The organism is Cupriavidus sp. SZY C1, assembly GCF_032190535.1.
In the GTDB taxonomy this organism is placed as follows: Bacteria; Pseudomonadota; Gammaproteobacteria; order Burkholderiales; family Burkholderiaceae; genus Cupriavidus; species Cupriavidus pauculus_C.
In genome coordinates this window covers 94,360-106,749 of the sequence record NZ_JAUANU010000006.1, presented here as the reverse complement: position 1 = coordinate 106,749, position 12,390 = coordinate 94,360, and the positions used below count along the sequence as shown (strand labels likewise).

Here is a 12,390-nt window from a genome sequence, read left to right as displayed (position 1 = left end):
GCGTCAGGCCCCGTGCGGCACGCTTTCCCCGTCCCGGCCGGTCACCAGCCCAAGCTGCTGGTTCGCCGGCACGGCGACGTCGATCAGCTTTGGACGCGGCAGGTTCAGGCCGCGCATCATCGTGATGAACTCGTCGCGGGTGCGCCCGGCAACGCGGCTGTTGGTGGCGCGTTCGCGCCCGATGGTCGATTCGGTCTGGCCCTTGTAGTCGTGGGCCGGATAGACGCGCGTGTCGTCCGGCAGCCGGAAAAGCTTCTGCGTCAGGCTGTCGAACAGCGTGCCGGCATCGCCGGACTGGAAGTCGGTACGGCCGCAGCCGTCGATCAGCAGCGCGTCGCCGGTAAAGATGCGGCGCGTGGTGCCTTCCGCCGTGGTTTCTTCCCACAGATAGCTCATGCTGCCCGCCGTGTGGCCGGGTGTGTGGATCGCGCGCAGCACCTGGGTACCGAAGGCCAGCGTGTCGCCGTCGATCAACTGCTTCAGCGCGGGCTTGATGTCGCAGCCGGCCGGGGCGGCCGTGCCGGCGCCGGTCAACCGGGCCAGATGGCCGGCCGAGGTGATGTGGTCGGCGTGGGCGTGCGTTTCCACGATCCAGACCAGCCGGGCGCCCGCCTGCTCCAGCACCGCCAGGTCGCGCGCGGACTGCCGGTCCACCGGGTCGATCAGCAGCGCGTCGCGCGTGGCGGCGTCCATCAGCAGGTAGGTGAACGTGGACGAGACATCGTCGAACAGCTGGTGAAAGGTCTGCATGGCGGTGTTTTTCTGGCAAACCGGAAAAGTGCTTCCATCATACGTCGCCGGCGCGGGCCGGCAAGCCGCGCACGGCGCGTCAGCACTCGACGATATTGACGGCCAGTCCGCCGCGCGCCGTCTCCTTGTACTTGGTCTTCATGTCGGCACCGGTCTCGCGCATCGTCTTGATGACCGAGTCCAGCGACACGTAGTGCGTACCGTCGCCTCGCAGCGCCATGCGGGCCGCGTTGACCGCCTTGACCGATGCCATGGCGTTGCGCTCGATGCACGGAATCTGCACCAGCCCGCCCACCGGGTCGCAGGTCAGGCCCAGGTTGTGCTCCATGCCGATCTCGGCGGCGTTCTCGACCTGCCCGGGCGTGCCGCCCAGCACGGCGGCCAGCGCGCCGGCCGCCATCGAGCACGCCACGCCCACCTCGCCCTGGCAGCCCACCTCGGCGCCCGAGATCGACGCATTGAGCTTGTAGAGCAGGCCGATGGCGCCGGCCGTCAGCAGGAAGTCGACCACCCCCGCGCGGTTCGCGCCCGGCACAAAGCGGTCGTAATAGTGCAGCACGGCCGGGATGATGCCCGCCGCGCCGTTGGTCGGCGCCGTCACCACGCGCCCGCCGGCGGCGTTTTCCTCGTTGACGGCCATCGCGTAGAGGTTGACCCAGTCCATGACCGACAGCGGGTCTGACAGCGTCCGCTCGGCGCGCTGGGTCAGGTTGCGGTACAGCTCCGGCGCGCGCCGCTTGACCTTGAACGGCCCGGGCAGCTCGCCCTCGGTGCGGCAGCCGCGCGCCACGCATTGCTGCATGACGTCCCAGATGTGCAGCAGGCCGTCGACCACCTCGCTCTCGGTGCGCCACGTCAGCTCGTTCTCCAGCATGAGCCGCGCGATCGACTTGCCGCTGCCGTGCGCCATGTCCAGCATCGCCCGGCCGCTGCGGAACGGGTGCGGCAACTGCTTCTCGGCCGCCAGCACCTGCGTGTTCGGGGCGCCGGCCGTGACCACGAAGCCGCCGCCGACCGACAGGTAGCGCGCCTCGCGCACCGGCGTGCCGTCCGCGTCGTAGGCGTGGAATTTCATGCCGTTGGGATGCTCGGCCATCGCCTCGCGGCGGTAGAACGCCACGTGCTCGCGCTCGACGAACGGCACCGCGTGCCGGCCCAGCAGCGACAGCGTCCGGCTCGCGCGCAGCGCGGCCAGCCGGGCGTCGATGGTGTCGGGATCGACGGTGTCGGGCGCCTCGCCCATCAGCCCCAGGATCACGCCCTTGTCGGTGCCGTGGCCCTTGCCCGTGGCGCCCAGGGACCCATACAGCTCCACGCGCACGCTGGCCACCTTCGGCAGCAGGCCGTCCCGCTCCAGGCCGTGCGCGAACATCAGGGCGGCACGCATCGGGCCGACGGTATGTGAGCTCGACGGGCCGATACCCACCTTGAACAGATCGAAAACGCTGACTGCCACGGCTGACTCCAGATGCAAAGACGGCGTGCCCCATGGCACGCCGCCAGAACCGCCCGGCGGGGCGGATGCGTGACGCAGGGAACGGGTGCTCGCTGAAGGGCTTATTCCCCTTCAGCGTACTCGCTCATCGGCACGCACGAGCAGAACAGGTTGCGGTCGCCGTAGACGTTGTCGGCACGGCCAACCGGCGGCCAGTACTTCTGCGTGCGCAGCGACGCCACCGGGTACGCCGCTTCCTCGCGGGTGTACTTGTGGGTCCACTCGTTGCCCACCACCACGGCGGCCGTGTGCGGCGCGTGCCGCAGCGGGTTGTCCTCGCGGTCGAAGCTGCCGTCCTCCACGCGGGCGATCTCGCCACGGATGGCGATCATCGCGTCGATGAAGCGGTCCAGCTCGGCCAGCGCCTCGCTCTCGGTCGGCTCGATCATCAGCGTGCCCGGCACCGGGAAGCTCATGGTCGGCGCGTGGAAGCCGTAGTCCATCAGCCGCTTGGCCACGTCCTCGTTGGTGATGCCGGTGCTCTTCTGCAGCGGCCGCAGGTCCAGGATGCACTCGTGCGCCACCAGCCCGCCCTGGCCCGCGTACAGCACCGGGTAGTGCGGCGACAGGCGCCGGGCGACGTAGTTGGCCGTCAGGATCGCGTTCTCGGTGGCCGCGGTCAGGCCGGCCGAGCCCATCATCGCGATGTACATCCACGAGATCGGCAGGATGCTGGCCGAGCCGAACGGCGCGGCCGAGATGCCGCCGATGCCGTTGTCGTCGCGGCGATAGCCCACGCTGTCCTGGTTCGGCAGGAAGTCCGCCAGGTGCGGGCCCACCGCCACCGGGCCCACGCCCGGGCCGCCGCCGCCGTGCGGGATGCAGAAGGTCTTGTGCAGGTTCAGGTGCGACACGTCGCCGCCGAACTGGCCCGGCGCGGCCACGCCTACCATCGCGTTCATGTTGGCGCCGTCCACGTAGACCTGGCCGCCGTGCCTGTGCACGATGTCGCAGATCTGCTGCACGCCCGGCTCGAACACGCCGTGCGTGGACGGGTACGTGATCATGATCGCCGCCAGGTTCTGGCTGTGCGCCTCGGCCTTCTTCGCCAGGTCGTCCAGGTCGACGTTGCCGTTCTCGTCGCAGGCCACCACCACGACCCGCATGCCGGCCATCTGCGCCGACGCGGGGTTCGTGCCGTGCGCCGACGACGGGATCAGGCAGATGTTCCGATGGCTCTCGCCCCGGCTGGCATGGTAGGCCTGGATGATCAGCAGGCCGGCGTACTCGCCCTGCGACCCGGCGTTCGGCTGCAGGCTGACCGCCGCGTAGCCGGTGGCCGCGCAGAGCATGGCTTCGAGCTGGTCGATCATCTCGCGGTAGCCCACGGTCTGGTCCAGCGGCGCGAACGGGTGGATGTTGCTGAACTCGGGCCACGTCACCGGGATCATCTCGCTGGTGGCGTTCAGCTTCATCGTGCAGGAGCCCAGCGGGATCATCGTCCGGTCCAGCGCCAGGTCCTTGTCGGCCAGCGAGCGCAGGTAGCGCAGCATTTCGTGCTCGGCGTGGTGCGTGTTGAACACCGGGTGCGTCAGGTAGTCGCTCTGGCGGGCCAGCGCGGCCGGAAAGCCGTCGCCCACCTGCGCCTCGATGTGGTCGAAGTCGGGCACCGGCTTGCCGTGCGCGAAGATTTCCCACAGCGTGACCACGTCCTCGCGCGACGCGGTCTCGTCCAGCGAGATGCCGATGCGCGTGGCGCCGGCATGGCGCAGGTTGATGCCGCGCTGCGTGGCCGTGGCGTGGAAGGCGTCGGTGTTGAAGCCGGTTTCGAGCGTGAGGGTGTCGAAGAACGTGGCGTTGACCGGCGGCAGGCCCAGCGCCTGCAGGCCGGCGGCCAGCGTGGCGGTCAGGCGGTGCACGCGCTGGGCAATCCGCTTCAGGCCCTGCGGGCCGTGGTAGACCGCGTACATCGACGCCATCACGGCCAGCAGCGCCTGGGCGGTACAGATGTTCGACGTGGCCTTCTCGCGGCGGATGTGCTGCTCGCGCGTCTGCAGCGCCAGGCGGTACGCCCGGTTGCCCTGCGCGTCGATGGTCACGCCCACGAGCCGGCCCGGCATCGAGCGCTTGAAGTCGTCGCGCACGGCCATGTAGCCGGCGTGCGGGCCGCCAAAGCCGAGCGGCACGCCAAAGCGCTGCGAGTTGCCGACGGCCACGTCGGCGCCCCATTCGCCCGGCGCGGCGATCAGCGTCAGCGCCAGCAGGTCGGCCGCGGCCACCACCAGGCCGCCGGCGGCGTGCACGGCGTCGGCAATCGCGCGGTAGTCCGACACGTCGCCGTTGACGCCGGGGTACTGCAGCAGCACGCCGAAGGCGTGGGCCTGCGCGGCGTCGGCGGCGGGGCCGACCTTGACCTCGATGCCCATCGGCAGCGCGCGCGTGCGCACCACTTCCAGCGTCTGCGGCAGCACGTCGTCGGCCACGTAGAACGTGTTCGACGCATGCTTGTTCACGCGCTGCAGCAGCGTCATGGCCTCGGCGGCGGCCGTGCCTTCGTCCAGCATCGACGCATTGGCGATGTCCAGCCCGGTCAGGTCCGTCACCATCTGCTGGAAGTTCAGCATCGCTTCCAGGCGGCCCTGGGAGATCTCGGGCTGGTATGGCGTGTAGGCCGTGTACCAGGCGGGATTCTCGAAGACGTTGCGCAGCACCACGCCCGGCGTCAGCGTGTTGTAGTAACCCTGGCCGATGAAGCTCTTGAGCACCCGGTTCTTGGCCGCCAGGCCGCGCAGGCGCGCCAGCGCGGCTTCCTCGGTCAGCGGGGCGGTGAATTCGCCCAGCGGCATGCCGTCGCGGCGGCGGATGGCGGCGGGCACCACGGCGTCGATCAGCGCGGCGCGGCTGTCGAAGCCCAGTACCTTGAGCATGTGCTGCTGTTCGGCGGAATCGGGGCCGATGTGGCGGGCGGCGAAGGCGTCGCGCGCCTCCAGTTCGGCCAGCGTGGGCCGGGCTTGGGCGGCTGCGTTCATGGGAAGCGGGGCATTCATGGCAAGGATCTCGAGGAGCGGGCGGCGCCCGGGTGGTCAGCCCGGCGCGCCGCGCGCGGCATCAAACGGGCGGGCTCAGGCGCCGACGCTGGCCTTGTAGGCGTCGGCGTCCATCAGGCCGTTCACGTCGTCGCCGTTGGCCGGCTTGATCTTGAACAGCCACGCGTCGAACGCGTTGGCGTTGACCGATTCCGGCGAGGCCGAGGCGGCGTCGTTCACGGCCACCACCTCGCCGGCCACCGGGGCGTAGATGTCGGAGGCCGCCTTCACGGACTCCACCACGGCCAGCGCGTCGCCAGCACCAACCGACTTGCCCACCTCGGGCAGTTCCAGGAAGACGATGTCGCCCAGCGCGTCCTGCGCGTGGTCGGTAATGCCGATCGTCAGCGTGCCGTCGGACTCGACGCGCACCCATTCGTGCGACTCGGTGTACTTCAGGTCAGCGGGGAAGTTCATGAGGTTCTCCGTCAATGCAGTGTGTTTCTTGTTTCAATCACCCGGCCCGCAGCAGGTTGGGCTCGACGCGGACGGGTGGAAGGGGCGACCGTTGGGTGAAGCCGGGCGATGCCTCAGCTCACGAGTGCCTTGCCATTGCGCACAAACGGCAGTTTAACCACAGTCGCGGTCAGTTTGCGGTCGCGGATCTCGACCTGGACGTCGGTGCCGGGCGCCACGTCCTTCGGCAGCCGCGCGAAGGCGATGGACTGCTGCAGGCTCGGGCTGAAGGTGCCGCTGGTGATCTCGCCGTCGCCGGCGGGCGTGACGACCTTCTGGTGCGCGCGCAGCACGCCGCCCTTGTCGCGCAGGATCAGGCCCGCGAAGGTCTGCTTCTGGCCCCCGGCCACCAGGGCCGACTTGCCGACGAAGTCGCGCTCGCTCTGCAGGTCGACCGTCCAGGCCAGCCCGGCGTCCAGCGGCGAGGTGTGGATGTCCATGTCCTGGCCGTACAGGTTCATGCCGGCTTCCAGGCGCAGCGTGTCGCGCGCGCCCAGGCCGGCCGGGCGCACGCCGGCGGCGGACAGCTTTTCCCAGATGCCGGCGACGTTCTCGGCCGGCACCACCAGCTCGAAGCCGTCCTCGCCGGTGTAGCCGGTGCGGGCCACCATCAGCTCGCCCATCTCGGGGTCCTGCACCACCAGCGCGTTGAACGGCTTGAGCGCGTCGGCCGGCTGCGTGGACGGGAAGGCCTGGTAGACCTTGGCGCGCGCGTTCGGGCCCTGGACGGCCACGATGGCCAGCTTGCCGGCGCCGTCCGGCGCCACGTCGCCCCGGCGCGGCGTGATCGTCACGTCGCTGCCGGTGGCCGCGTTGCGCTGCTGGATCCATTCGATGTCGCCCAGCGCCGTGCTGGCGTTCACCACCAGGCGGAAATGGTCCTCGGCAAAGAAGTAGACGATCAGGTCGTCGATCACGCCGCCTTTTTCGTCGAGCATGCACGAGTAAAGCGCCTTGCCCGGGGTCTGGAGCTTGTCGACGTTGTTGGCCAGCAGGCCGCGCAGGAAGGCGCGGGTCTGGGCGCCGTGGAGATCGACCACGCACATGTGGGAGACGTCGAACATGCCGGCGTCGGCGCGCACGGCGTGGTGTTCCTCGATCTGCGAGCCGTAGTTGACCGGCATGTCCCAGCCGCCGAAGTCGACCATGCGGGCGCCGAGGGCGCGGTGGATAGCGTTGAGAGGCGTGGCCTGAAGCGTCATGGAGTTCCCTCGGGGCGGTTCGAAAACGAAAAAAGGGTCATCGCCGTGACCCGTGTCACGGCGATGACCCCTCTGTCCTCGATACCTGAGAGATTACGAAGCCTGGCGCTTGCGTGCGCCGGCGTCGTGCGCCCCTTCGGTGGACATGCTCGCCCGGCCTGTGCCGCGGCGGATGTCGCTCTCCAGAGTGCGGCATGCATCGTGTGCATGTTGCATGCCGATCCGGTCGGTCCATGGTGCCTGAGAGTTTTTGGGTAGTTCCCCTTCGGCGGCGCAGTCGCTGCGCGCTCTCCCGGCCGGATGCGCGAGAATGTACGGGACCGGTCTGCCTTTGTCAAACGCGCCGGCGGCGCCTTTGCGCGGGCAGCCCGGTCTTCCCCCAGGCCGGCAAGATCAGCGGCGGTCCTTGGTCACGACGTTACCGACCACGCCGCCGACGGCCGCGCCGCCCAGCGTGCCCAGCGCGCTGCCGTCGGTCAGCACGGCGCCGCCCAGCGCACCGGCACCCGCGCCGATGGCCGTATTACGTTGTTTCGGGGTCATGTCCGCGCAGCCGGCGAAACCTGCCAGCGTGGCACCGATCAGCACGACCTTGGAAATGGTGCGAAGCGTCTTCATGATGGGCTCCTTCTTTTCAATGGATTGTCATGGTTGCGATGGCCGTTGGCCTGGTCTCCCGAGCCGGTCGCGCCTGGCGCAAAACCCGCGCGGTCGTGCACGGTAAGAGGCAATCTCCATGCCGCGGGTGCCCCCGCTTTACGATTGTTACCAGCCTGAAACGCCTCTTGTCGGACGCCGCCCGACACCGGCCCGCGTGTTAACATCGACGCCTTTCGCGCCCGGCCCGCACGTGCGCCTTGCGCCATCCCGGCCGCACCCGTTTTCCCCCCTGCCCATGACCCACGGACTCAACGCCGCGCAATCCGAAGCGGTTCGCTACCTGGACGGCCCCTGCCTTGTGCTGGCGGGCGCCGGATCGGGCAAGACGCGCGTGATCACGCAGAAGATCGCCCACCTGATCGAGGACAAGGGGTTCGAGCCGCGTCACATTGCCGCCGTCACGTTCACGAACAAGGCGGCCAAGGAAATGCAGGAGCGCATTGCCAAGCTCATGGAGGGCAAGACCACGCGCGAAGGGAAGCGCATTCCACTCAAGCAGCTCACGGTTTGTACGTTTCACTCGCTCGGCGTGCAAATTCTGCGCATGGAAGCCGAGCACGTGGGGCTGAAGCCACAGTTCTCGATCATGGATTCGGACGACTGTTTCGGGCTGGTCCAGGAACAGCTGGGCACCACCGACAAGAAGCTGATCCGCAGCGTGCAGAACGCGATCTCGCTCTGGAAGAACGGCATGGTCGACCCCGAGACCGCGCTGGCCCAGGCCGCCGATGCCGACCAGCACCAGGCCGCCATGGTCTACCGCAACTACGTGGCCACGCTGCACGCCTACCAGGCCGTGGATTTCGACGACCTGATCCGGCTGCCGGCCGAACTGTTCGCCCGCGACGAGGCCGTGCGGCTGAAGTGGCAGAACCGGCTGCGCTACTTCCTGGTCGACGAGTACCAGGACACCAACGCGTGCCAGTACCAGTTGCTCAAGCTGCTGGCCGGAGGCTCGCACCTGCGCGCGCCGGCGTTCACGGCTGTGGGCGACGACGACCAGGCCATCTACGGCTGGCGCGGCGCCACGCTCGACAACCTGCGCCTGCTGCAAACGGATTTCCCGGACCTCAAGGTCGTCAAGCTCGAACAGAACTACCGCTCGACGGTGCGCATCCTGGAAGCGGCCAACGCGGTCATCGCCAACAACCCCAAGCTGTTCGACAAGAAGCTCTGGTCCGAGCACGGCATGGGCGATCCGATCGCGGTGCATCCCATGAACGACGAGGAGCACGAGGCCGAGTCCGTGGTGTTCCGGCTGTCGGCCCACAAGTTCGAGCGCCGCGCGCAGTTCCGCGACTACGCGATCCTGTACCGCGGCAACCACCAGGCACGGCTGTTCGAGCAGATCCTGCGGCGCGAGCGGATTCCGTACGTGCTGTCGGGCGGCCAGAGCTTCTTCGACAAGGCCGAGATCAAGGACATCTGCGCGTACCTGCGGCTGATTGCCAATCCGGACGACGACCCGGCGTTTATCCGCGCCATCACCACGCCGCGCCGGGGCGTGGGCAATACCACGCTGGAGGTGCTGGGCACGTTCGCGGGCCAGGCCAAGGTGTCGCTGTTCGAGGCGGCGATGATGGGCGGCATCGAGGCAAAGCTGCAGCCGCGCCAGCTTGAGCCGCTGCGCGTGTTCTGCGAGTCGATGGTGCGGCTGGCCGACCGCGCCGCGCGCGACCCCGCCACCGTGGTGCTGGACGACCTGATGGAAGGCATCCACTACGAGGCGTACCTGTACGACACCTTCGACGAACGCCAGGCGCAGTCACGCTGGACCAACACGCTGGAATTCCTGGACTGGCTCAAGCGCAAGGGCACCCGGCCCGAGCCGGAAGGCGAGGGCGAGGCCACCGGCTTCGACAACGCCGACGGCTTTGGCGACGAGGGCAAGAACCTGCTGGAACTGACGCAGACCGTGGCGCTGATGAGCATGCTCGAAGGCCGCGAGGAGGACCCGGACGCCGTGCGGCTGTCCACGCTGCACGCCTCGAAGGGGCTGGAATACCCGCACGTGTTCCTGGTGGGCGTGGAAGAGGGCATCCTGCCCCACACGCGCGAGGACGAGGACCTGGGCGACGACAAGATCGAGGAAGAGCGCCGGCTGATGTACGTGGGCATCACGCGCGCACAGCGCAGCCTGCAGATCAGTTGGTGCAAGAAGCGCAAGCGCGCGCGGGAGACCTACTCGGTCGAGCCGTCGCGCTTCATCGCCGAGATGAAGCTGGAAGAAGCCCCGGCGCCGCAGGACGCCATGCCGGCCATGAGCCCCAAGGACCGGCTGGCCGGCCTGAAGGCGCTGCTCAACAAGCCCGCCGCCGGCTGACGCTGATACAAGGCCGACAAGATTCGGCCGGGTCGTCTCACTACGATGGACATCGCGTGGAAACGTCTCGGCGTTTCTCCGACACGCCGCGCCAGCCCTTCGGTTGCGGTGTGGCTGGGCGCATGCGAGCCCGGCTTCTTCCCTGTTGAACGCTCCCGGCTGCGGCAGCACCGGGAGCGTATTTTTCGGCACCCGGCGTCGATCATCGTCGATGGCGGCCCCCAGGTGCCGCATGCCGCACGTATCGGCGCTGATACAAAGCGGGCATCGCCTGTAATCTCGCGGCTGGTACATTGGCCGCTCGGATTTCCCGCGTTCCACCCTCCCGTTTCCCGCTTTCCCCGTTTGCCATGGACCTGTCGCTGAACCTGCCCACCCGTCTGCTGATCGTCGATGACGATCCCCAGATCCGTTCCATGCTGGCCGAATACCTGGCCACGTTCGGCATGGAGGCGGAGGGCGTGGAAGGCGGCGCGGCCATGCGCGCGGCGCTGGGGCGGCAGACGTACGACCTGGTCATCCTGGACCTGTCGCTGCCCGGCGAAAACGGCCTGACGCTGTGCCGCGAGATCCGCGAGCAGAGCGACCTGCCCGTGATCATGCTGACCGCCCGCGCCGAGCTGGCCGACCGCGTGGTGGGCCTGGAAGTGGGCGCCGACGACTACGTGACCAAGCCGTTCGAAATGCGCGAGCTGGTGGCGCGCATCCACACGGTGCTGCGCCGCAGCCGGGGCGAGACGCGCCGCGCGCCGGCCGCCGCCGCGGGCCACGAGATGCGGTTCGGCGGCTGGCGGCTGAACACCACGCTGCGGCAACTGGTCGATGCCGAGGAAACCGTGGTGCCGCTGTCCAACGCCGAATTCCGGCTGCTGCTGACGTTCATCGAGAACCCGAACCGCGTGCTGGACCGCGAGATGCTGATCAACAACGCGCGCGGGCGTGACCTGGACGTGTTCGACCGCAGCATCGACCTGCTGGTGTCGCGGCTGCGCCAGAAGCTGCGCGACGACCCGCGCGATTCGTCGCTGATCCGCACCGTGCGCGGCGAGGGCTACGTGTTCACGGTCAACGTGGAACACTGAGCGCATGGCCGCAACGCCCCCGCCCGCTGCCGGCGCCCCGGCAGCGCCCCCGCAAGCGGTGCGCCGCCGCCGGTTCAACTCGATGTTCACGCGCCTGTTCTTCGTGATGACGGCCATCATGCTGGCCGTGCACGTGCTGGGCGTGACCGTGATCGAGAGCGTGTTTCCGCGCCCGGGATCGGAGCGCTACATGGAACGGATGCGCCGCGCCGCGTCCGACGCCGAGGTGGCCGGCAAGCTGCTGTCCGGCCCGCCCGCGCGTCCGCTCGAAGGCGTGTTCATGCCCGGCCATCCCGCCGGCCCGCCACCGGGCATGCGTGGCAACGAACCGTTCGATTTCGATGGCCCGCCGCTGCGGCCGGACGCCTTCATGGAACGCCCCGGCGGCCGCCCCCAGGGCCGGCCCGACGGTTTCCACATCCGCGGCATCTGGCCACCGCACCTGGGGCTGCTGTTCCAGCTCGCCGCCATCCTGATCGCGTCGTGGGTGGGCGCGCGCCTGCTGGCGCGGCCGGTGCAGCAGCTTGCCAGCGGCGCCAACCGGCTGGCGCAGGACGTACACGCGCCGCCGCTGGACGAGGACACCGGCCCGGCCGAGGCCCGCGACGCCACGCACGCGCTGAACCTGATGCAGCAGCGCATCCGCACGCAGCTCGCGCAGCAGTCGCGCTTTCTGGCGGCCGTGTCGCACGACCTGCGCACGCCGCTCACGCGCATGAGCCTGCGCATCGAGCGGATCGAGGACAACGACGTGCGCTACCGGCTGCGCCAGGACCTGGCCGAGATGAACGGGCTGATCGACGCCACGCTGTACTACCTGCGCGAGCGCGACGACGCCACCGGTCCGCGCCAGCGCGTGGACGTGCTGGCGCTGCTGCAGGCCGTCGTCGACGACGCGCAGGAGATCGGCCAGGACGTCCGGCTCTCCGGCGAGGCCGCGCCGCTGCTGGCGTACCCGGCGGAACTGCGCCGCGCCGTGGTCAACCTGGTCGAGAACGCGCACCGCTACGGCGGCGCCGCGCACATCGTGCTGGCCGACAGCCCCGAGCGCGTGACCATCGACGTGTGCGACAACGGCCCGGGCATCCCGCCCGCCGAACTTCAGCGCGTGCTGGAACCGTTCTACCGCGTGGAGTCGTCACGCAGCCGCGCCACGGGCGGCGTCGGCATGGGCCTGGCGATCGCCGCCGACATCGTGGCGCGCCACGGCGGCGAACTGAAACTGTCCAACCGCCCCGAAGGCGGCCTGCGCGTCAGCATCACGCTGCCCAGGGGATAAACCGCGCGGGTTTGCTCACCGCTGCCGCCCGCGCGAGAAATGTCCGGCACGAGGGCCGGCGCCGGTTTGCTCCCCGCTGCCGCCCGCGCGAGAGATGTCCGGCACGAGGGCCGGCGT

General features: G+C 69.2%; 9 protein-coding genes and 2 riboswitches. Of the genes, 3 read left to right on the top strand and 6 right to left on the bottom strand.

Translation table 11 applies throughout. The features are described from left to right. Positions 1-3 precede the first annotated feature (3 nt). The 6 genes from QTN24_RS11750 to QTN24_RS11725 all read right to left on the bottom strand — a co-directional run bounded on the left by QTN24_RS11750 (position 4) and on the right by QTN24_RS11725 (position 7,547). A complete protein-coding gene (locus tag QTN24_RS11750; RefSeq protein ID WP_313837229.1) occupies positions 4-750 on the bottom strand; it encodes an MBL fold metallo-hydrolase in 747 nt (248 codons plus the stop codon). A gap of 79 nt (positions 751-829) precedes the next feature. Then, positions 830-2,206: an L-serine ammonia-lyase gene (locus tag QTN24_RS11745; protein WP_313837227.1), complete on the bottom strand. Its 1,377-nt coding sequence runs from the start codon at positions 2,204-2,206 to the stop codon at positions 830-832. Between the two features lie 101 nt (positions 2,207-2,307). Next, entirely contained in the window at positions 2,308-5,232 is a 2,925-nt protein-coding gene (gene gcvP / locus QTN24_RS11740) for an aminomethyl-transferring glycine dehydrogenase (protein WP_313837225.1), read from the bottom strand. Positions 5,233-5,307: 75 nt separating this feature from the next. Continuing rightward, positions 5,308-5,688: a glycine cleavage system protein GcvH gene (gene gcvH / locus QTN24_RS11735; protein WP_124682925.1), complete on the bottom strand. Its 381-nt coding sequence runs from the start codon at positions 5,686-5,688 to the stop codon at positions 5,308-5,310. 113 nt (positions 5,689-5,801) lie between these two features. Continuing rightward, positions 5,802-6,929, bottom strand: a complete 1,128-nt coding sequence (gene gcvT, locus QTN24_RS11730) for a glycine cleavage system aminomethyltransferase GcvT (RefSeq protein ID WP_313837222.1) — start codon at positions 6,927-6,929, stop codon at positions 5,802-5,804. 62 nt (positions 6,930-6,991) lie between these two features. Next, a riboswitch (glycine riboswitch) is annotated at positions 6,992-7,125 on the bottom strand. Between the two features lie 21 nt (positions 7,126-7,146). Further along, positions 7,147-7,234: riboswitch (glycine riboswitch) on the bottom strand. An 88-nt stretch (positions 7,235-7,322) separates the two neighbouring features. Continuing rightward, positions 7,323-7,547, bottom strand: a complete 225-nt coding sequence (locus QTN24_RS11725) for a glycine zipper 2TM domain-containing protein (RefSeq protein WP_124682927.1) — start codon at positions 7,545-7,547, stop codon at positions 7,323-7,325. A 277-nt stretch (positions 7,548-7,824) separates the two neighbouring features. Between QTN24_RS11725 and QTN24_RS11720 the strand changes: the two genes are divergently transcribed. The 3 genes from QTN24_RS11720 (at position 7,825) to QTN24_RS11710 (ending at position 12,273) form a co-directional block, all read left to right on the top strand. Beyond that, positions 7,825-9,912, top strand: a complete 2,088-nt coding sequence (locus QTN24_RS11720; protein WP_313837220.1) for a UvrD-helicase domain-containing protein — start codon at positions 7,825-7,827, stop codon at positions 9,910-9,912. Between the two features lie 350 nt (positions 9,913-10,262). Then, complete coding sequence (locus QTN24_RS11715; RefSeq protein WP_124682929.1) at positions 10,263-10,994, top strand: response regulator; 732 nt, start codon at positions 10,263-10,265, stop codon at positions 10,992-10,994. A 4-nt stretch (positions 10,995-10,998) separates the two neighbouring features. Beyond that, entirely contained in the window at positions 10,999-12,273 is a 1,275-nt protein-coding gene (locus QTN24_RS11710) for an ATP-binding protein (protein WP_313837217.1), read from the top strand. The last annotated feature ends 117 nt before the right edge of the window (positions 12,274-12,390 follow it).

Excerpts from the sequence above, each read along its gene's own strand:
- QTN24_RS11750 (WP_313837229.1), bottom strand. The coding sequence starts at position 750 with ATGCAGACCTTTCACCAGCTGTTCGACGATGTCTCGTCCACGTTCACC.
- gcvP (WP_313837225.1), bottom strand. The coding sequence starts at position 5,232 with ATGAATGCCCCGCTTCCCATGAACGCAGCCGCCCAAGCCCGGCCCACG.
- gcvH (WP_124682925.1), bottom strand. The coding sequence starts at position 5,688 with ATGAACTTCCCCGCTGACCTGAAGTACACCGAGTCGCACGAATGGGTG.
- gcvT (WP_313837222.1), bottom strand. The coding sequence starts at position 6,929 with ATGACGCTTCAGGCCACGCCTCTCAACGCTATCCACCGCGCCCTCGGC.
- QTN24_RS11725 (WP_124682927.1), bottom strand. The coding sequence starts at position 7,547 with ATGAAGACGCTTCGCACCATTTCCAAGGTCGTGCTGATCGGTGCCACG.
- QTN24_RS11720 (WP_313837220.1), top strand. The coding sequence starts at position 7,825 with ATGACCCACGGACTCAACGCCGCGCAATCCGAAGCGGTTCGCTACCTG.
- QTN24_RS11715 (WP_124682929.1), top strand. The coding sequence starts at position 10,263 with ATGGACCTGTCGCTGAACCTGCCCACCCGTCTGCTGATCGTCGATGAC.
- QTN24_RS11710 (WP_313837217.1), top strand. The coding sequence starts at position 10,999 with ATGGCCGCAACGCCCCCGCCCGCTGCCGGCGCCCCGGCAGCGCCCCCG.